Annotated in this window: 18 protein-coding genes, 1 rRNA gene, 1 riboswitch and 1 other annotated feature; of the genes, 11 read left to right on the top strand and 8 right to left on the bottom strand. The window is 35.8% G+C overall.

What is annotated here, in order from left to right; genetic code table 11:
* Window position 1: 1 nt before the first annotated feature.
* The 8 genes from menD to IEV35_RS10075 all read left to right on the top strand — a co-directional run bounded on the left by menD (window position 2) and on the right by IEV35_RS10075 (window position 7,640).
* On the top strand, window positions 2-1,747 hold the full coding sequence (gene menD, locus IEV35_RS10110) for a 2-succinyl-5-enolpyruvyl-6-hydroxy-3-cyclohexene-1-carboxylic-acid synthase (protein WP_188384537.1): 1,746 nt from the start codon (window positions 2-4) through the stop codon (window positions 1,745-1,747).
* Entirely contained in the window at window positions 1,744-2,562 is an 819-nt protein-coding gene (menH, locus tag IEV35_RS10105; RefSeq protein WP_229740714.1) for a 2-succinyl-6-hydroxy-2,4-cyclohexadiene-1-carboxylate synthase, read from the top strand. The genes menD and menH overlap by 4 nt, the downstream gene beginning before the upstream one ends.
* 19 nt (window positions 2,563-2,581) lie before the next feature.
* On the top strand, window positions 2,582-3,400 hold the full coding sequence (gene menB, locus IEV35_RS10100; protein WP_188384536.1) for a 1,4-dihydroxy-2-naphthoyl-CoA synthase: 819 nt from the start codon (window positions 2,582-2,584) through the stop codon (window positions 3,398-3,400).
* A gap of 308 nt (window positions 3,401-3,708) precedes the next feature.
* On the top strand, window positions 3,709-5,160 hold the full coding sequence (locus IEV35_RS10095; protein ID WP_188384535.1) for an o-succinylbenzoate--CoA ligase: 1,452 nt from the start codon (window positions 3,709-3,711) through the stop codon (window positions 5,158-5,160).
* Window positions 5,161-5,223: 63 nt separating this feature from the next.
* A complete protein-coding gene (locus IEV35_RS10090; protein ID WP_188384534.1) occupies window positions 5,224-5,544 on the top strand; it encodes a hydrolase in 321 nt (106 codons plus the stop codon).
* A 102-nt stretch (window positions 5,545-5,646) separates the two neighbouring features.
* Window positions 5,647-6,141, top strand: a complete 495-nt coding sequence (locus IEV35_RS10085; protein ID WP_188384533.1) for a hypothetical protein — start codon at window positions 5,647-5,649, stop codon at window positions 6,139-6,141.
* 19 nt (window positions 6,142-6,160) lie between these two features.
* On the top strand, window positions 6,161-6,622 hold the full coding sequence (gene ytkD / locus IEV35_RS10080; protein ID WP_188384532.1) for an RNA deprotection pyrophosphohydrolase: 462 nt from the start codon (window positions 6,161-6,163) through the stop codon (window positions 6,620-6,622).
* Between the two features lie 265 nt (window positions 6,623-6,887).
* Entirely contained in the window at window positions 6,888-7,640 is a 753-nt protein-coding gene (locus IEV35_RS10075) for a phosphotransferase family protein (protein WP_188384531.1), read from the top strand.
* Between the two features lie 39 nt (window positions 7,641-7,679).
* Here IEV35_RS10075 and IEV35_RS10070 read toward each other — a convergent pair whose 3' ends face one another.
* The 4 genes from IEV35_RS10070 to pckA all read right to left on the bottom strand — a co-directional run bounded on the left by IEV35_RS10070 (window position 7,680) and on the right by pckA (window position 12,076).
* The gene (locus tag IEV35_RS10070; protein ID WP_188384530.1) at window positions 7,680-8,486 is read right to left on the bottom strand and encodes an ABC transporter permease; all 807 of its coding nucleotides are present in this window, start codon (window positions 8,484-8,486) and stop codon (window positions 7,680-7,682) included.
* Between the two features lie 42 nt (window positions 8,487-8,528).
* Entirely contained in the window at window positions 8,529-9,290 is a 762-nt protein-coding gene (locus IEV35_RS10065) for an ABC transporter ATP-binding protein (protein ID WP_188384529.1), read from the bottom strand.
* A gap of 11 nt (window positions 9,291-9,301) precedes the next feature.
* On the bottom strand, window positions 9,302-10,294 hold the full coding sequence (locus IEV35_RS10060; RefSeq protein WP_188384528.1) for an ABC transporter substrate-binding protein: 993 nt from the start codon (window positions 10,292-10,294) through the stop codon (window positions 9,302-9,304).
* 195 nt (window positions 10,295-10,489) lie between these two features.
* On the bottom strand, window positions 10,490-12,076 hold the full coding sequence (gene pckA / locus IEV35_RS10055; protein ID WP_188384527.1) for a phosphoenolpyruvate carboxykinase (ATP): 1,587 nt from the start codon (window positions 12,074-12,076) through the stop codon (window positions 10,490-10,492).
* A gap of 216 nt (window positions 12,077-12,292) precedes the next feature.
* Window positions 12,293-12,398, top strand: a riboswitch (SAM riboswitch).
* Between the two features lie 180 nt (window positions 12,399-12,578).
* On the opposite strand from pckA, the gene metK reads away from it, so the two are divergent.
* Window positions 12,579-13,775 carry a methionine adenosyltransferase gene (gene metK, locus IEV35_RS10050; RefSeq protein ID WP_188384526.1) on the top strand — a complete coding sequence of 399 codons (1,197 nt, stop codon included), beginning with the start codon at window positions 12,579-12,581 and terminating at the stop codon, window positions 13,773-13,775.
* A 32-nt stretch (window positions 13,776-13,807) separates the two neighbouring features.
* Here metK and IEV35_RS10045 read toward each other — a convergent pair whose 3' ends face one another.
* The 3 genes from IEV35_RS10045 to mnmM are packed head-to-tail and all read right to left on the bottom strand — an operon-like array spanning window position 13,808 to window position 15,132.
* Entirely contained in the window at window positions 13,808-14,002 is a 195-nt protein-coding gene (locus tag IEV35_RS10045; protein ID WP_188384525.1) for a hypothetical protein, read from the bottom strand.
* A 23-nt stretch (window positions 14,003-14,025) separates the two neighbouring features.
* The gene (locus IEV35_RS10040) at window positions 14,026-14,553 is read right to left on the bottom strand and encodes a gamma carbonic anhydrase (protein ID WP_188384524.1); all 528 of its coding nucleotides are present in this window, start codon (window positions 14,551-14,553) and stop codon (window positions 14,026-14,028) included.
* Window positions 14,554-14,568: 15 nt separating this feature from the next.
* Window positions 14,569-15,132: a tRNA 5-(aminomethyl)-2-thiouridylate-methyltransferase MnmM gene (gene mnmM / locus IEV35_RS10035; RefSeq protein WP_188384523.1), complete on the bottom strand. Its 564-nt coding sequence runs from the start codon at window positions 15,130-15,132 to the stop codon at window positions 14,569-14,571.
* 304 nt (window positions 15,133-15,436) lie between these two features.
* Window positions 15,437-15,650 (top strand) — a binding site (T-box leader).
* A 51-nt stretch (window positions 15,651-15,701) separates the two neighbouring features.
* Here mnmM and leuS point away from each other — a divergent pair.
* A complete protein-coding gene (gene leuS / locus IEV35_RS10030; RefSeq protein ID WP_188384522.1) occupies window positions 15,702-18,116 on the top strand; it encodes a leucine--tRNA ligase in 2,415 nt (804 codons plus the stop codon).
* A gap of 45 nt (window positions 18,117-18,161) precedes the next feature.
* Here the strand turns inward: leuS and IEV35_RS10025 are convergent, their stop codons facing one another.
* Entirely contained in the window at window positions 18,162-18,920 is a 759-nt protein-coding gene (locus IEV35_RS10025; RefSeq protein ID WP_188384521.1) for a YybI family spore inner coat protein, read from the bottom strand.
* 562 nt (window positions 18,921-19,482) lie between these two features.
* On the opposite strand from IEV35_RS10025, the gene IEV35_RS10020 reads away from it, so the two are divergent.
* A 16S ribosomal RNA gene (locus tag IEV35_RS10020) occupies window positions 19,483-19,903 on the top strand; the annotation flags it as partial.

Raw genomic sequence — 19,903 nt, 5'->3', positions numbered from 1 at the left:
AATGAACACACAAGAACAATTAACAAGATATGTAGCAAACTTCGTAGATGAATTATCAAAAAGTGGATTAACGGATGTTGTTATTTCTCCTGGTTCACGTTCTACACCGCTTGCCATGATGTTTGCAGAACATCCACAAATAAAGGAGTGGATTGTACTTGATGAAAGGTCTGCTGCTTTTTTTGGATTAGGACTAGCTAAACAGACGAAACGGCCAGTAGCATTATTATGTTCATCTGGAACCGCAGTAGCAAATTACTTTCCGGCCGTAGTAGAAGCACATCAGAGTAGGGTGCCTTTAATCGTATTAACTGCAGATCGCCCTCATGAATTAAGAGATGTTGGTGCACCTCAAGCTATTGATCAGATTAAGCTGTTTGGGGATTATGTGAAAAATTTTCACGAAATGGCACTTCCTGAAGGCACAGTGGAAATGTTGAATTATGTTAGGACGAGAGCGGCACGATCAGTGAGTGAAGCATTAAGTGGGAATCCAGGTCCTATTCATTTGAATTTTCCTTTTCGAGAACCATTAACTCCTGATTTAAATTTAGAAAACATCTGGGGTGAACCACTTCGAGAACCCTATCATATTTGGCATGAAGGTAAGAAACGTCTTCCGGAAGATTTCCTTAATTACTTTGCAGAAAAATTATCCATTGCAAGAAGAGGACTTATTGTCTGTGGGCCACAAGTGGACGAAGAATTAGCAGAAGGTATTACAATGTTGGCAGAGACATTAGGGGTACCGGTACTTGCTGACCCATTATCTCAAATACGAACTGGTTCACATTCCACTAAGAATATAATTGAAGGATATGATGCAATATTACGTAATGAGGTAATTCGTGCATCAATTAAGCCAGATTACATCTTAAGATTTGGTGCTATGCCAGTTTCAAAAGCTTATTTATTTTATTTGAAAGAAAACCAAGATGTTACACAGTATGTGATTGAGCCTCATGCTGGATTTCGTGAACCAGTTGGAAACCCAACAGAATTCATCCAAGCAGATCCAGTTTTATTTTGTTCCGATTTATTAGAAGTTTCACCTACACTACTATCTGAAGAAAATGATTGGTTAACGAAATGGAAAAGTTATAATGACATTGCAAAATCACATCTAACGAAAACTTCAGATAACACATTAACAGAAGGGGAAGCGGTTAAACAGCTCGTAGATGTAATTCCACATAATAGTAGCCTTTATGTAGGAAACAGTATGGCTGTTCGTGATGTGGATACCTTTTTAATGACTAGTTCCAAAAAACTAACTATACTCGCTAATCGTGGGGCTAATGGAATTGACGGTATGGTGTCTAGTGGTGTTGGAGCTGCTGCATCTGGTCAACCTGTAACATTGTTATTAGGAGATTTATCCTTTTTCCATGATATGAATGGGTTATTAGCAGCAAAACAATATAAACTAAATATAACAATACTTGTCGTAAACAATAACGGTGGGGGAATATTCTCATTTCTTCCTCAAGCTGCAAATGAGAAACATTTTGAGGCACTCTTTGGCACTCCATTAAATATTGACTTTAAAAAAGCTGTTGAAATGTATGATGGAAATTATCATCAACCGAAAACAATTCATGAATTAAAGAAAGCATTGCAACTAAGTTATGGAGAACTAGGACTTTCTGTAGTTGAAGTGAAAACCGATCGAACTGAGAATCTTATTTGGCATCGAGGGCTATGGCGCGACATTGAAGAAGATATTTTGAAGTTGGTGGAACAGTGAAATTAGAAATAGGGGAACGTTCTTATTGGTATGAAATGTATGGTGATGGAGAACCAATCGTACTGTTACATGGATTTACTGGGAGTACAAAAACCTGGACTAATTTTATTAATACCTATCAGGGAAAATTCAAAATGATAGTGATTGATTTACCTGGCCATGGGAAAACCAAAACTTCTACACCAGTGACGATGGAGCAATGCTGTCACGATATTCATCATATATTGGAGAACATTGGTATTCAAACATATCATTTAGTTGGTTATTCAATGGGTGGTCGAACAGCTCTAACGTATGCAACGTTCTATCAAAATGAACTGAAGTCATTGATCTTGGAGAGTGCTTCTCCAGGTATTGAGTCAGAACGAGAACGGAAAAATCGAATTGAACATGATGAGAAATTAGCTCTCAAACTAGAAGAAGAAGGATTAGAAGCATTTATCGATTATTGGGAGAATATCCCTTTATTTGACACACAAAAAAGATTATCATCAAACCTCCAAATGAATATAAGAGAAGAGCGCTTATCACAAACAGTGGAAGGTCTAGCTTTGTCACTTCGGTCTATGGGTACAGGGGTAATGCCTAGTTTGTGGGATACATTACCTTCTACGAAAATACCGGTATTATTACTTGTAGGTGAGTTAGATACGAAGTTTGTAGTTATCAATAAAAAAATGCAAAAGTCCTTATCAAATAGTACTTTACAGATTATTAATGGTGTAGGACATGCAATTCATGTGGAAAGTGAGACAATCTTTGGTAAAATGGTAGAGGAGTTTGTTGTTAAAAGTAATACTAACACTAATACATAGCAATCTAAGGAGGATTTCCATGACAGTACAATGGGAAAAAGTTCGTGAATACGAAGAAATTATTTATGAAAAATATAATGGTGTTGCAAAAGTAACCATTAATCGTCCAGAGAAAAGAAATGCATTTACACCACTTACTGTAAATGAAATGATCGATGCATTTGCGGATGCACGTGATGATTCAAGTGTTGGTGTCATTATTTTAACTGGTGCTGGAGATTTAGCATTTTGTTCCGGTGGAGACCAGTCTGTACGTGGCCATGGTGGTTACGTTGGTTCAGACCAAGTACCACGTCTAAACGTTTTAGATTTACAACGGTTAATTCGTACAATTCCAAAACCAGTTATTGCGATGGTAGCAGGATATGCAATTGGTGGTGGACATGTATTACATGTTGTATGTGATTTAACTATTGCCGCAGACAATGCTAAGTTTGGACAAACTGGACCAAAAGTTGGTAGCTTTGATGCTGGATATGGTGCAGGGTTACTTGCAGAAATGGTTGGTCAAAAACGAGCTCGTGAAATTTGGTATTTATGTCGTCAATATAATGCTGAAGAAGCATATGAGATGGGAATGGTAAATAAAGTAGTTCCATTAGAAAAACTGGAAGAAGAAACATTACTATGGTGTGAAGAAATCTTAGAAAAATCACCGACTGCTTTACGTTTCTTAAAAGCATCCTTCAACGCTGCTACAGATGGTTTAGCAGGTTTACAACAATTCGGTGGCGATGCAACTCTTCTTTACTACACAACGGATGAAGCTAAAGAAGGTAGAGATGCATTTAAAGAGAAAAGAAAGCCAGACTTTGATCAATTCCCACGCTTCCCTTGATTCAATAAGAGTGGGTATAATTAGATACATTAATGAAGTTTGTAAAGAGGCCGGGACAAAACTAAAACAAAGGTAATAAAAAACGAACAATCACCACATTAGCCCCGGAAATATACGGAGACTCCTGTGGGAGGAAAGGCATCGGTGAGACCCCGCAAGAGCGTTAGCTCTGAGGAGGCTCACCAGCCGCCCACGGAAAGCGCAGTATATTTCCGGGGCGGGTCTGATGCTCTAACTTTAATGTTCGGTTTTTCCTATGTTAGAAATAGTTTTGTCTCAGCCTCTTTTCTTATAAAAGAGGTGGTAGAATGGCAGAGAAGATTCCTCATTGGCTAACAAAGCAAGCATTTCTCGCACCAAATCGAGTCGCTATTGAACGAGTGGATGGTTCAACAATGACATTCTTGGAATTAAAAGAACAGAGTCAATTACTTGCAAAGAAATTAGCAAGCCTTGGTGTAGGTAAAGGAAGTCATGTAGGTATATTATCTAATAATAATGTTACGATGATTGCTATGATACATGCATTAAGTTATTTAGGTGCAGTTGCTGTATTATTAAATGCTCGGCTGACAGCAAGTGAACTAAATTATCAAATAAAGGATGCCAACGTAATAGCAGTTATAGTAGAAGATAACTTATTCGAGCAAGGAAAAGAATTAGAAGTAGAGAAAGTATTTAATTTTAAACAAGTACATTTAACAGGTGCAAAAGAAATAGAACTTCTATCTGAATTGGATTTAGATGATCCTTTTACTATTATTTATACTTCTGGAACAACAGGATTTCCAAAAGGGGTAATACATACATTTGGTAATCATTGGTGGAGTGCAATAGGTTCTGCCTTAAATCTTGGAATTTCCGACAAAGATAAGTGGCTAGCGGTCTTGCCGTATTTTCATGTTGGAGGGTTATCAATTTTTATTAAAAGTGTTATTTATGGCATGCCTGTTTATCATTTAAACCGTTTTAGTGAAGATGTCTTTTTAGATGCAATTTACAACCGAGGTGTCACTATCGCTTCTGTAGTTACTGTCATGGTACAAAGAATAATGGAACAGCTTGGGGAAAAAGTGTTTCCTGAACATTTTCGTTGTATGCTTTTAGGTGGAGGACCTGCTCCAGTACCTTTACTTGAACAAGCAGCTCTTAAAAAAATACCTGTATTTCAATCCTTTGGTATGACAGAAACATCCTCTCAAATTGTTACATTGAGTCCACGAGATGCACTTCGAAAGATAGGTTCTGCAGGAAAGGCACTATTTCCTGCACAAATAAAAATTGAAGGTACAACCCTTAATGAAATTGGCGAGATATTTGTTAAAGGTCCTATGGTAACAAAAGGGTATTATAATAATGATTTAGCAAATCGAGATAGTTTCCACAATGGTTGGCTTTCTACAGGTGATTTAGGCTATATCGATGACGAAGGATTTTTGTATGTTGTTGATCGTAGGAAAGATTTAATAATTTCTGGAGGAGAGAATATATATCCTTCCGAGATAGAAAGTGTACTCACAGGTTTTCCCGGAGTTAAAGAGGTTGGGGTGACAGGGAAACCAGATGAACGATGGGGACAGTCCCCTATCGCTTTTATTGTTCCTCAAAATGATTACGTAAGGAAAGAGGATATACTTGACTATGCTAAGGATAAATTGGCTAAGTATAAGCTTCCAAAAGAAATCCATTTTGTGAATAGTTTACCTAGAAATGCATCCAATAAATTAGTAAGAAACAAGTTGATGGATTTAATTAACTAAGTTAATAAGCTACATACATGGTTTTCCTGCTTTTAGACAAATTAAGAGTAGGAGGTGGCCATGTTGGAAAAAAAGAAATATTATGTCGATATTGGCAGTGGTGAGATTTCACAGGAGAAATATCAAAATAATGATAGTTTTATTATTCATGCTACCCAAGATGAAGTAAGTATGTTAAGGGCTAAATTAAATAATATGCATGAGGCGTCTTATAATAGTTTCTGGCGGTCGCACGTACCCATTATGCCTTATCATAATGATAAACCAAATGATGACTATGACGCTAATATGGTGGAGGTCTACCAAATTTTATATGATTTAGGTGATGATGCTGTAAAAAATCATATAAATAGTATAGGGATTTTAAGTGATAATCATATATAACGTATAGAAGGAATAGGATATACTATCTTATTCCTTTTTTATGGTTTGAGTATAGTAGCGTAGAGGGAATAATAATTAGTAGAATGAATAGGAGGATTCCCTTTGCTTAGAATCTTAGGACTGATTACAATTGGATTGTGTGTTGCCTTTATACTACCTACAAAACCAAATATGATAGAACAGGTAGGAAGTAAAGAAGTCGATTTCAGGAATACAATAACACAAGAAGAAATAATAGCCTTAACTGATGAATTTATAAATATACTTATTCAAGGTACTAAATCAAACTATGAGGTTAACACTTTTCAAAATAAGGACAGCTTACTAAAAGAATTTACAAAAGTTACAACAGAAACGGTTGCCAAAGCTTATGTTGACTATTATTTCTATGAAGAAGATGACAATTTGTATATTGTTCCAACAGAAACACCACCATGGTTTGTTAAACAGAATGATTATGATGTGGTACAATTAGAACATAATAAGTTAATGGTGATTCAAGAAAATCACTCAGAATTATATGGCAATTATAAGATCCAATTAGAATTTACGTATAATGACCATAAGTGGAAAATAACAAATATACTACATCAATGACGTTAAAGGTAGCTGATATATGTTTACTTTTTTAGATTATTATAACAATGAGGTGCGTCTCTCTTTTGATGATCACCCTTTTTCACAAGAACCAAAACATGTCTGGGTTATATGCCGTTATCAACATAAATGGCTGTTAACAAAACATAAAGACCGTGGTCTAGAATTTCCAGGTGGAAAAGTTGAATTAGGAGAAAGTCCAGAAGAGGCGGCCTTTCGAGAAGTAATGGAAGAAACCGGTGGGGTAATTAAGCAAATATGTTATGTTGGCCAATATCATGTTGCAGGAAAAGGCGGAGAAGTAGTAAAAAATGTGTATTTTGCTGATGTTGAGAAATTAACACAGCAGGAAACATATTATGAAACGGAAGGCCCAGTTTTGTTAGATAAGATACCTAAAAATATTAAATACAATCGTCGTTTTAGCTTTATTATGAAAGATGATGTACTAACACACTGTATAAAGAAATTGAATATGTAACGAAAATCACTCCCAATTGGGGGGTGTTTTTTTGTTCTTTAATGATATGAGATAATATAGTAAACTTAAATTGTTAATATTCATAACTTTACATAAGTATGATGAAAGTTGGGATTATGGTTGAAGAGTTTAATAATGGAACGATATTTTCAAAATACAATCTGTACAGTTAATAGCTATTCATAAAAACATCATTTTAAATTAACGATGAACTATTTTAGTAAACAAGATTAAAAAGGCGTGTACGAGAAAAGGAGGCATATAAATGGATCTCGGTCATCCTATTGCAGCCGGTAACACAGCAAAAATCTATCTTTATAATAAGCAGATTGTAAAAGTTTTCCATAGGCGCTTTCCGAAAACAGAAGCGGCATATGAAGCGAAAAAACAACAGACTATCTATGCAACTGGTCTTCCAGTACCAAAAGTAATAGAGATTAAAAAGGTAGATGATAGTCCAGCTATCGTTATGGAATATGTCGAGGGACAAACGTTAGGGGAACTATTTCTTAGAAATAAAGAAAAAGCGATAGATTATATAAATATGTCAATTAATGTACAAAAAGAGATCCACAGTATTACAACTACATCGTTAGAAAGTATGACAAGTAAATTAAAGCGCCAAATCCTTTCAACAAAAAAGATAACAGAAAATCAAAAAACTATTCTTAATACTTTATTAGATAAAATGTCATTTGAAGAAAAACTTTGTCATGGAGATTTTCATTTGTTTAACTTAATCCTTTCAAAAGATGGGACGGTTTATATTATTGATTGGGTTGATGCTAGTGTTGGAGACATTCGAGCGGATATTTGTAGGAGTTATCTATTGTACCTACAGTTTTCTGAAGAACTTGCAGAACAGTATTTGTCTCTTTACTGTGAAAAAAGTGGTTTAGAAATAGATGAAATATTAAAATGGGCACCAATTATTGCTGCTGCAAGACTAGCAGAAAATGTTGCGTCAGAAGATGAAGAGAGACTGTTGAACATAATAAAAAGGCATGGTATTAATTGACGAAGAGCAAGTTCTTTATTAGCCTGCTCTTCGTTAGTTTTAAGTTGTATGCTTAATTAACCAGCCTTCAATGCGTTCAACAACTTTATACATAATCGCTGCAAAGATTGCGATTAATATTAAAGCGCTCATAACGAGAGTAAAATCAAATACTTGGAATCCATAGACAATTAAATAACCTAAGCCCTCCTTCGAAACAAGGAATTCACCGACAATGACTCCTACCCAAGATAGCCCAACATTTACTTTTAATGTAGAAATCATTACTGGCAAATTTGCAGGAAAGACAGCGGATTTAAAACATTGCCAACGAGTAGCGCCGAAGCTTTTTAGCACTTTTTCGTAGTTTGGATCGACTTCACGAAATCCTGTGTAAACTACGATGGTGGTGATAATAACGGATATGATTGCCCCCATAGCAATGATAGCAACATATCCTGGTCCTAAAGCTACAATGATAATTGGCCCCAAAGCAACTTTAGGCATTGCGTTTAGTATAACAAGGTAGGGGTCAGAAATCTTAGAAAATCTTGTAGATGACCAAAGTAGAGAAGCTAGAATAATTCCTAATATAGTACCTATTACGAATCCCAGTAATGTTTCAAACAAAGTTACATAGGTGTGAGAGATCATAGAACCATCAGAAAACTTTCTAATGATTAATTCGATTACTTTTGCAGGAGAACTGAATAGTAGCGGATCAATCCAATTTAATCTACTAGCAACTTCCCACATCATAAAGAATCCAATTAGAATAAATGCCTGCCATGTGAACACGATTCTCTTTTCTCGCCTAAGCCCTTGTTGGTATTGTTCAAATAATTTTTCGTCTCCTTTGTTAGTCATGGTGACAACCCCTTTCTAAGAAGGGGTTAAACAGATTGCTTTTCATTTTTTGTTTAACTCCTCCCAAACTTTATCAAATATAGATTGGTATTTAGGGTGTCTACGGACGAGAAAGGGCATTTCATTTCGAAGTTCAATCGGTACTTCGAATATCTTAGCTATTTCTCCTGGATTAGCACTCATCACGATAATTCTATCACTCATTGCGATTGCTTCCCCGATATCGTGAGTTACTAAAATTGCTGTTTTCTGATAGGCATGCAGAAGCTTAAAAACAAGGTCTTCTAATTTTAATTTTGTTTGATAATCTAAGGCTGAAAAAGGTTCATCTAATAAGAGGATCTTTGGGTCAGTTATTAACGTTCTAACTAACGCAACACGTTGCCTCATTCCACCTGATAAAGAAGGTGGGTATTGATGTTCAACATTTGATAAGCCGACCTCATTTAATAATTCTTTCGCTTTCTCTTTTACTTCTTGGGTGACATTATGATGAATAGAAGGACCAATTAATACATTGTCTAATATTGTTTTCCAAGGAAACAGATAATCTTGCTGTAACATATATCCGATTGCTAATTCGGATTCTGTAATAGGCTTATTATCAAGAAGAACTTTTCCTGACGTGTGCTTCATAATACCAGAAACAATGGATAGAATAGTTGATTTCCCACATCCGCTTGGGCCAAGTAATGATACAAATTCTCCTTCCTTTACGGTGAAGGAAATGTCATTTAATGCTTTCGTATAATTATTTTTATTGAAATAGTGATGTGTAACATTTTCTAAGGTTAGAAAGGACATGGTTTCCCTCCTTAGTTATTGATGACGTCCTCTGCTATTTCGGTATTAACTAGTTCTTCGTAAGAGATATCACCATCTGGTAATTCTCCAGCTTCATCCATGATATTCTTTAAATTGTTCCACTCTTCTTCATCTAAAATTGGATCCGGAGCAAAGGAATCTTGATTTTTATAACGTTCGATGGAAGAGGTTAATATATCTAAATCTACATCTTCAAAATACTTTTGAATGGTTTCAGCGATTTCTCTTGAGTCAGTTTCTTGAACCCATTGTTGTGCTTTATAAATGGCTCTAGTAAACTTTTCGATATTTTCTTCGTTCTCTTCAATATAACTTTGTTTCGCCATAAATACGGTATATGGTACATGCCCAGATTCTTCTCCAAAGGAAGCAATGACATGACCATTTCCTTCTTTTTCAAACACACTTGCAGTTGGTTCAAATAATTGAACATATTCATAATCCCCTGATAAGAAAGCTCCAGGAATATTAGCAAATTCAATATTTTGATGTAATGTCAAATCATTATGAGGATCAATTCCGTACTGCTTTAACACATATTCACCAACCATTTGAGGCATACCGCCTTTACGCTGTCCCAGGAAACTTGAATCTTTAAGGTCTTCCCAAGTAAAATCTGGTTTTTCTTCTTTAGCTACAAGGAAAGTTCCGTCTGTTTGAGTTAATTGTGCAAAATTCACTGCAAAATCTTTCGAGTCTTGTGCATATACATAAATAGATGTTTCTGAACCAACTAAAGCAACGTCAATCCCATCAGATAGTAGAGCGGTCATTGTTTTGTCCCCACCCCAGGTAGTTTGAAGTTCCACTTCTAATCCTTCTTCTTCAAAGAACCCTTTTTCAATTGCTACGTATTGTGGTGCATAAAAGAGAGAGCGAGTAACCTCTCCAATTTTAATAGTTGTCGTACTGCTCGATCCGCAGGCTGATAAGAATAGCAGGATAAGAGCAGATAATAAGGCAAGCCATTTCATTTTTTTCATTCTATTCGACCCTTTCAACATCGAAATTTTTAGTCAAGACAGTGTATGCGGTGTGAAAAAAATGTGTGAATGCCTATATTTCTTCATTGCATATTAAATACATTTTATTAATATAAAAAGAAAAAACCGACCATGGAATAGGTCGGTTAAATCAAAATATTTAAACCCTCTTGGGATGAGGACAAACAAAATATGTTACTTATAAACAGGTCCAGCTGCCGCGATTTCCGGGCTAACATGGGAGAACTTTTGGAAGTTTGTATGGAATTTAGTAGCTAGTTCTTTTGCAGCAAAATCATATGCTTCCTTATCAACCCACGTATTCTTTGGAATTAATACTTCATCTGGTACCCCTGCAACATGTGCAGGAATCTCTAAACCAAATATTTCATCTTTTATTGTTTCAACGTTATTAAGTTCACCTTCTAAAGCTGCATGAACCATTGCTCTTGTGTAAGCAAGTTTAATTCGATTACCTACACCATATGAACCACCAGTCCAACCAGTATTAATTAAAAATACATTGGTATTATACAAGTCAATCTTCTCACCAAGCATCTTAGCGTATGTTGCAGGAGCTAATGGTAAGAAAGGCGCACCAAAGCAAGCTGAGAATGTTGCTTGTGGTTCTGTCACACCACGTTCTGTTCCTGCAAGTTTACTAGTATATCCACTTAGGAAATGATACATAGCTTGTTCCTTAGTCAGTTTACTGATCGGTGGTAATGTACCCGAAGCATCGGCAGTTAAGAAAATAATCGTATTTGGATGTCCTGCAATACTTGGCTCTACAATATTTTCGATATGCTCTAATGGATAGGCTGCTCTAGTATTTTCAGTTAATGTTGTATTATCGTAATCAGGAACTCGGGTTTTCTCGTCAACAACGACATTTTCTAAGACAGAACCAAATTTGATTGCATTAAAAATTTGGGGTTCTTTTTCTTCTGATAGATTTACACATTTCGCATAGCATCCACCTTCAATATTGAAAACACCGTTTGAACTCCATGCATGTTCATCATCACCAATTAATTTACGATATGGATCCGCAGACAATGTTGTTTTACCTGTTCCGGATAAACCGAAGAATAAAGCAACATCTCCTTCATTTCCAACGTTTGCTGAACAGTGCATAGAAAGGATATTTTGTTCCGGTAATAGCAAATTCATAATCGAGAAGATAGACTTTTTAATTTCACCTGCATATTCTGTTCCACCTATTAAAATGACTCTATGTTTAAACGAAACAAGAATAAATGCTTCTGAGTTTGTACCATCGACTTCAGGATCAGCTTTAAATGTAGGTGCAGAGATAACGGTAAACGACGGCTCATGTCTTTCAAGCTGTTCTTCTGTTGGGCGAATAAATAATTGTTTAGCGAATAAATTATGCCAAGCAAATTCGTTAATTACTTGAATTGGTAATTGGTAATTTGTATCTGCTCCAGCAAAACCGTCAAAAACAAATACTTCATCTTTATCTTTTAAATGGGAGATAACTTTCTTATAAAGGTTTTCAAAAATTTCCTCTTCAATTGGTTTGTTTACTGTACCCCAATCTACTTTACTTTCAGATATGGAATCCTTTACAATAAATTTATCTTCTGGAGAACGTCCAGTATATTTACCAGTAGTTGCTAAAACGGCACCAGTATTTGTTAAACGACCTTCGTTACGAGAAAGTACTTTTTCAACTAAAGCTGCAACAGATAAGTTTCTCTTCACGTGAGTTTGTGATAGAAGTTCTTCTAATTGAGAAGATTTCATTACTGTGTTCATTCAAAATTACCTACCTTTTATAAAAAGTTTAATTAACAATATTCCTTTGATGTTATAATTAATAACCTGAAATTAATTATTAGTATAACACATTTGCGTTAATAGTCCATACTAATTATTATTTTTTATTGTATTATTAAATAAAAAGTTTTGTGACAGTGGATTAACTTATTGACATTGTATTGTCCATTAAGTTAACCTACAATAGAGCGGATACTCTTATTCAGAGCAGGCGGAGGGACAGACCCGATGAAGCCCAGCAACCTCACATTTGTGAAAAGGTGCTAACCTGATGCAAGGATTAATCCTTGAACAATAAGAGCGAAAGGCTGGTCATTCCTTTCCTCATGTATTGCAGGAAAGGATTTTTTATGTTCTAAAACGCTAAATAGATACGAATTATTAGATAAAGTAGTGGGCTAGTTTTTCTTATATAAGATTAGGATATAATACTGATAATTATAGAGTTCCGTACCAGTAAAAAGAGGGAGGATTTAGCCAAATGGCTAACAATCGTCGTTTATTTACTTCTGAATCCGTAACAGAAGGGCATCCTGATAAAATTTGTGATCAGATTTCGGATGCAATCTTAGATGAAATTTTAAAGAAAGATCCTGTTGCTCGTGTTGCTTGCGAAACTACAGTAACAACTGGATTAGTTTTAGTAGCAGGGGAAATTACTACATCAACCTATGTTGATATTCCAGCAGTTGTCCGTCAAACAATTAAAGATATCGGATATACTAGAGCTAAGTATGGTTTTGATGCAGATACTTGTGCTGTCTTAACTGCTATTGATGAACAGTCACCTGATATTGCTAGTGGAGTAAACCAAGCATTAGAAGCACGTCAAGGGAAAATGACGGAAGGTGAAATTGCTGCAATTGGAGCTGGAGACCAAGGTCTTATGTTTGGGTATGCTTGTAATGAAACAAAAGAATTAATGCCTCTTCCAATATCATTAGCTCATAAACTTTCTAAGCGTTTAAGTGATGTTAGAAAAGATGGTACATTGGCATATCTACGTCCAGATGGTAAAACTCAAGTTACGATTGAATATGATGAAGACGATCGTCCAATCCGAGTTGATACGATTGTTATTTCAACACAGCACTCTCAAAAAGCAACATTAGAACAAATAGAAACAGATTTAATGGAGTATGTCATAAAGCCAGTTGTCCCGTCAGAATTATTAGATGAGAATACAAAGTACTTCATTAATCCGACAGGTCGCTTCGTAATTGGAGGACCACAAGGGGATGCAGGTCTTACTGGAAGAAAAATTATTGTTGATACGTATGGCGGCTATGCTCGTCATGGTGGTGGTGCATTTAGTGGTAAGGACCCAACAAAAGTTGACCGTTCCGCTGCATACGCTGCACGATATGTTGCCAAAAATATTGTAGCTGCAGGACTAGCAGATTCTTGTGAAGTACAGTTAGCATATGCTATTGGTGTTGCAGAGCCAGTTTCCATTGCAATCAATACATTTGGAACTGGGACAGTAGCAGAAGAAAAATTAGCAGATGCTGTACGTGCAACCTTCGATTTAAGACCTGCTGGAATTATTCGAATGCTTGATTTACAAAGACCTATCTATAAAGATACCGCTGCTTACGGTCACTTTGGAAGAACTGACTTGGAGTTCCCTTGGGAAAAGACTGATAAAGTAGATGAGTTAGTATCATTAACGAAATAAAATAAAAGAACGCTTGGAATCAAGCGTTCTTTTTATTGTTTTTTTTGTTTCTTATTTTGCTTTTCAATAATGGAATAACCTATCATGCCAATCCACAAAGGAATTACAAACCAATATATATGGTCACTAATAAAATCTCTACCAATATTAAGGGCACTAAGTGTAATTGCTATACTCCCAATTAACATGAAGACGAAAAATAGTTTACTTAATTTAATACCTTTCATATGAAACTTCCCCAATATCTTATTTAGTTCTCTATCCCTAAATTTGTATGATGTTTATAATATTGTCCCTTTTCCACATACGATATTCTAACTCGTTCCATCTCTTTATAGTCATCCTCTGTAAGTTCACGTACAACTTTTGCCGGTCTGCCCATCGCTAAAGTATGTGGGGGGATTTTTTTGCCTGGAGGGACTAAACTGCCAGCCCCGATAAATGCGTGTTCACCAATCTCAGCACCATCTAATATAATTGACCCCATACCAATTAACGCTTTTTTTCTTACAATTGCTGAATGGAGCGTAACTTGATGACCAACAGTTACATCATCTTCTACAATTAATGTGTTATTTGGGCTTTGGTGAAGCATCGAAAGATCTTGGATACTCACTCTTTTTCCAATTTTAGTTGGTGCAACATCACCACGAATAACCGTTTTAAACCAAATACTAGATTCTTCCCCTATTTCGACATCCCCGATAACGACTGCATCATTAGCGATAAATGCAGTTGGATGGATGGCTGGTGAAACATTTTTATAATGATGAATCATTGGTAAACCCCTTTCTTATTTTTTCTGGATAGCAATAATAAAAGGTGGATTATTCTTTTGATTAATAAAACCATATTGTAAGACGTTAAATTGTTTCTGGTCTAATGCTATAACAGATTTAAGGATGGAATTCTTTTCCTCTACTCCACCTTCATGACCATAATAGACAACTAGAATAATTCTTCCGTTCTTTTTTAAATAGTGTAATATTGTATTAATTGCTTTAATTGTTGATTCCCCTCTGGTGATAATAGATTTATCACTCTTTGGCAAATATCCTAAGTTGAAGATAGCTCCACCAATTTTTCCTCTTAAGTCTTCTGTCAAATAGTTTTCTATATTAGCATGACTATCTAATATAAGCGAAACGTTTGTACAATGATTTTCAACTAATAATTGATCTGTATTATCTATTGCTTGTTCTTGAATATCAAATGCAAGGACTTCTCCAGTTTCACCAACTAGTTTACTTAAGAATAATGTATCATTACCATTACCACATGTTGCATCAATAACTGTTTCCCCAGGTGTAATTATCTCTTCTAATAAATGATGAGAATATTTTAATATGCTTTTCATTAACGCTCTCCTAACCATAAGTAAATCTCTCTATTAAGAATAGCATTTTTAGATAATTTTCGGAAATTAAATGATGTGCACAAATTAGTGAAGTATTCGTAGAGTAATGAAAGGGAGTTGCTAAAGTTTTGGTGAAAGTTGCTAAAGATTACTGTAAAGTTGCTAAAGTTTCCTGTAAACTTGCTAAAGATGTCATTATCTTTGCTAAAGATTATGTTAATTAGGCTTTTTCATCATATAAAAGGATTAAAATAGGAATATCTTGACAAAGCTATTACTATTCATTACAATTCAATTTAAATAATGAAAAGCGATGCGAAGGAGTAGTAGTAATTAGGTTCAGGTAAAGAGAGACAATGGTTGGTGTGAATTGTCCCTGAAGCGTTACGAACTCGCCTTCAAGGCTGCAGGAATGAAAGAAAGTAGTTTCTGACGTACGTCCACGTTATGGATACAAGTGAACGATTACTTCGTTAATTTGGGTGGTACCGCGGGAATAATAGCTTCTCGTCCCTTCATTGGGATGAGAAGCTTTTTTGTATTTATTTTTATAATAAGGAGGAAGTATTATGAGTTTTAATCATCTTGAGATTGAGAAGAAATGGCAAAGTTACTGGCTTGAAAACAAAACATTTAAGACGGATACATCATCGAATAAAAAGAAGTTCTATGCACTAGATATGTTCCCGTATCCATCAGGGGCAGGACTACACGTAGGACATCCAGAGGGTTATACTGCAACAGATATACTTTCCCGCATGAAGCGGATGCAAGGTTATGAAGTTCTTCACCCTATGGGTTGGGACGCATTCGGTCTTCCAGCAGAACAATACGCACTGGATACAGGGAATAGTCCAGCAGAATTTACGATAAAAAATATCAATACATTTAGAAGACAGATTCAAGAACTAGGCTTTTCCTATGATTGGGACCGAGAAATAAGTACAACAGATCCAAATTATTATAAATGGACACAATGGATTTTCACTAAGCTTTATGAAAAAGGACTTGCGTATATTGATGAGGTAGCAGTTAACTGGTGTCCAGCACTTGGTACTGTTCTTGCTAATGAAGAAGTTATTGATGGGAAAAGTGAACGAGGTGGCCATCCTGTAGTACGGAAACCAATGAAGCAATGGGTACTTAAAATTACTGAATATGCCGATAGACTATTGGAAGATCTTGAAGAGCTAGATTGGCCAGAGAGTATTAAGGATATGCAACGCAATTGGATTGGTCGTTCAGAAGGTGCTGAAGTTACTTTCCAAATTGATGGACACGATGAAAGTTTCACAGTATTTACAACAAGACCAGATACTTTGTTTGGTGCAACGTATGCAGTCCTAGCTCCAGAACATCCTTTTGTTGAAAAAATAACAACCGCTGAACAAAAAGAAACAGTTCAAAAATATTTGAATGAAGTACAAACAAAATCAGATTTGGAAAGAACGGATCTAGCTAAAGATAAAACTGGAGTATTCAGCGGAGCTTATGCAATTAACCCTGTAACAAATCAGAAAATGCCAATTTGGATTGCTGATTACGTACTAATGTCTTATGGTACTGGTGCCATTATGGCCGTACCTGCACATGACGAACGTGACTATGAGTTTGCAACGAAGTTTGATTTGCCAATTATTGAAGTGGTTTCCGGAGGGGATATTTCTAAGGAAGCATACACTGGAGATGGAGTACATGTTAACTCTGATTTTCTAAATGGTTTGGATAAAGAAGAAGCAATTACAAAAATGATTGCTTGGCTAGAAGAAAAAGGAGTAGGAACGAAAAAAATAACATATCGTCTACGTGATTGGCTGTTTTCTAGACAACGCTATTGGGGTGAGCCAATTCCGATTATCCATTGGGAAGACGGTACAATGACTGCAGTTCCAGAAGAAGAATTACCACTTGAACTTCCAGTAATGACAGAAATAAAACCATCTGGAACAGGTGAATCGCCACTGGCAAATAGTGAAGAATGGGTGAATGTAGTAGATCCAGAAACTGGTATGAAAGGTCGTCGTGAAACAAATACAATGCCACAATGGGCAGGAAGTTGCTGGTATTTCCTACGTTATATTGATCCAACTAATAACGAACAACTAGCAGACCCAGAACTTCTTAAAAAATGGCTTCCGATTGATATTTATATCGGAGGAGCAGAACATGCAGTTCTACACTTGCTATATGCACGTTTCTGGCATAAATTCTTGTATGATATAGGTGTGGTACCAACAAAAGAGCCATTTATGAAGCTATTTAACCAAGGTATGATTCTAGGTGAAGGTAATGAGAAGATGAGTAAATCGAAAGGGAACGTTGTAAACCCAGATGATATTATTGCTTCTCACGGTGCAGATACACTAAGACTATATGAAATGTTCATGGGACCACTTGATGCATCTGTTGCTTGGTCTACAAATGGTCTAGATGGTGCACGTCGTTTCCTTGATCGAGTATGGCGACTATTTATTAATGAAGATGGAACTCTTTCTGATAAAATAGTGGAAGATAATAGTCAAGAACTTGAAAAAGTTTATCATCAAACAGTTAAAAAAGTAACAGAGGATTTTGAGAATCTTCACTTCAATACAGGAATCTCTCAAATGATGGTATTTGTGAATGAAGGGTATAAAGCAGAAAAAATCTCAAAACAATTTGTTGAAGGTTTTGTTAAACTTCTATCTCCAGTTGCTCCACACATTGCTGAGGAACTTTGGAGTCGTCTAGGGCATGAAAGTACTATTAGTTATGAACAATGGCCAACTTTTGATGAATCTAAATTAGTAGAAGATGAAGTAGAGGTCGTTCTACAAGTAATGGGTAAAGTTCGTGCGAAGGTAAACGTAGCTAAAGACATTTCAAAGGAAGAACTAGAAAAACTAGCTTTAGAAAATGAGTCTATTCAAGAATGGATTGAAGGTAAGACAGTTAGAAAAGTAATAGTTGTTCCTGGTAAGTTAGTTAATATCGTAGCAAACTAAATTAAAGAGGCTTCCTGGAATTTATCCAAGGAGCCTCTTTAAATATTATTTACTTGGCATCCATTTTGCTTGTAGAAGAATCCATTTATCTCTGTCGTAATACCAGAGTGATTCTACTGTCCCAAGCTGATCAGCATGAAATGCACCACTTACTTGTTGATAACTTTTTAATCCATATCCTTTTGTCTTACTTATAAATTTTGGTTCGAAATATGCTATTGGCGCCACCATTGCTGATAATGGCTTAGTAAGTTTTCCATCCTTACTATAAATACCTAATCGAGTGTAGTCCTCTTTTCGATGTTTAACATCAACATTGATTGGTTTGGAATTAGGTGAATAAGTTACTTCCACTACATAGTTATCTTGAAACTTACCTATAACATAAGGTTGTTCCGGAAGGGGAATTTCTGAAAGCTTATTATGAATTAATGTATGTAATTGGTACTGATACAATCCACCACTTCCTCCAGAAGCACTTTGAAAGAATACATCATTAACTTTATCGTGATTTAAATCAATAAAAGTTAAACTAGGTTCATATCCTCCCAAGTAAGGAATCTCCCATATTTGATTTTCCGATGAAGTGATTACAGCTTTAATATCCTTATAGTAATTAGAGTCAGGTGAAAAAAGTAGTCCCTTTAGTTCAATTATCTCTTTTAATCCATTACCAGTTACATCTTCTTCATAATTTTTAATCACATTAAGTGTAGGAGCGGGATTTTCTTCACTGTATATGGAATAATTATCCATTAGAAATAATAGGCATAGTACTAGCACTGAAATAGTTATTCTTTTCATAAGATCCTCCTCGAAGTTATTATCAAAGTAATGTTATAGTGTGTATTAATTTTGAAGCTATTCAAGAGGAACATATACAAAGTGGAGCGAATATAATATCCTTGTTTAATTACTAATAAAGGAATCTTGCTTTATAAAAACTAAAATTTATATTGACTAGTATTCCAAACGAGTGTAGTATGTATTCTGTTGCTTAAAAAATGAGTAGCCTAAAGATATAAAAAAAATAAAAAAACATTTCAATTCTAGTTGACATAATCTGATGGTGATGATATAGTAATAAATGTCGCTCAGATGTTTCGTTTGTAAGGTTAGTGAGTATAAAATCAAAAAACTTGTTGACATAATACTTTGAGTGTGATAAGATATAATAGTTGTCGCTGAGATGGCGACAAAAATTTTGCTCCTTGAAAACTGAACAAAACAACCAGTATGTAAGAAAAAACATACCCTGTTTTTTCTATTAAATAAATCTAAAGCTAGCGTGCTTTAGTAGCTAAGAACGTAATTGACTCGTTCAATTATTATAAACTCTGCTTTTGGCAAAACCAAAAGCAAGTCTTTTATGGAGAGTTTGATCTTGGCTCAGGACGAACGCTGGCGGCGTGCCTAATACATGCAAGTCGAGCGAGTGAAACTAACTGATCCTCATCTGAGGTGATGTTAGTGAATCTAGCGGCGGACGGGTGAGTAACACGTGGGCAACCTGCCTGTAAGACTGGGATAACTTGCGGAAACGTGAGCTAATACCGGATGATACTTTTCACCTCATGGTGAGAAGATGAAAGATGGCGCAAGCTATCACTTACAGATGGGCCCGCGGCGCATTAGCTAGTTGGTGAGGTAACGGCTCACTAAGGCGACGATGCGTAGCCGACCTGAGAGGGTGATCGGCCACACTGGGACTGAGACACGGCCCAGACTCCTACGGGAGGCAGCAGTAGGGAATCTTCCGCAATGGACGAAAGTCTGACGGAGCAACG

This window comes from Ornithinibacillus halotolerans (assembly GCF_014637405.1).
GTDB classification, from domain to species: domain Bacteria; phylum Bacillota; class Bacilli; order Bacillales; family Amphibacillaceae; genus Ornithinibacillus; species Ornithinibacillus halotolerans.
Note: the sequence above shows the minus strand (reverse complement) of the source record. Positions and strands in the feature narration are given on the sequence as shown.

Excerpts from the sequence above, each read along its gene's own strand:
- menD (WP_188384537.1), top strand. The coding sequence starts at position 2 with ATGAACACACAAGAACAATTAACAAGATATGTAGCAAACTTCGTAGAT.
- mnmM (WP_188384523.1), bottom strand. The coding sequence starts at position 15,132 with ATGAAAAGCATATTAAAATATTCTCATCATTTATTAGAAGAGATAATT.
- IEV35_RS10065 (WP_188384529.1), bottom strand. The coding sequence starts at position 9,290 with ATGTCCTTTCTAACCTTAGAAAATGTTACACATCACTATTTCAATAAA.
- IEV35_RS10040 (WP_188384524.1), bottom strand. The coding sequence starts at position 14,553 with ATGATTCATCATTATAAAAATGTTTCACCAGCCATCCATCCAACTGCA.
- pckA (WP_188384527.1), bottom strand. The coding sequence starts at position 12,076 with ATGAACACAGTAATGAAATCTTCTCAATTAGAAGAACTTCTATCACAA.
- ytkD (WP_188384532.1), top strand. The coding sequence starts at position 6,161 with ATGTTTACTTTTTTAGATTATTATAACAATGAGGTGCGTCTCTCTTTT.
- IEV35_RS10025 (WP_188384521.1), bottom strand. The coding sequence starts at position 18,920 with ATGAAAAGAATAACTATTTCAGTGCTAGTACTATGCCTATTATTTCTA.
- IEV35_RS10095 (WP_188384535.1), top strand. The coding sequence starts at position 3,709 with ATGGCAGAGAAGATTCCTCATTGGCTAACAAAGCAAGCATTTCTCGCA.
- IEV35_RS10045 (WP_188384525.1), bottom strand. The coding sequence starts at position 14,002 with ATGAAAGGTATTAAATTAAGTAAACTATTTTTCGTCTTCATGTTAATT.
- menB (WP_188384536.1), top strand. The coding sequence starts at position 2,582 with ATGACAGTACAATGGGAAAAAGTTCGTGAATACGAAGAAATTATTTAT.
- metK (WP_188384526.1), top strand. The coding sequence starts at position 12,579 with ATGGCTAACAATCGTCGTTTATTTACTTCTGAATCCGTAACAGAAGGG.
- IEV35_RS10070 (WP_188384530.1), bottom strand. The coding sequence starts at position 8,486 with ATGACTAACAAAGGAGACGAAAAATTATTTGAACAATACCAACAAGGG.
- IEV35_RS10060 (WP_188384528.1), bottom strand. The coding sequence starts at position 10,294 with ATGAAAAAAATGAAATGGCTTGCCTTATTATCTGCTCTTATCCTGCTA.
- IEV35_RS10075 (WP_188384531.1), top strand. The coding sequence starts at position 6,888 with ATGGATCTCGGTCATCCTATTGCAGCCGGTAACACAGCAAAAATCTAT.
- leuS (WP_188384522.1), top strand. The coding sequence starts at position 15,702 with ATGAGTTTTAATCATCTTGAGATTGAGAAGAAATGGCAAAGTTACTGG.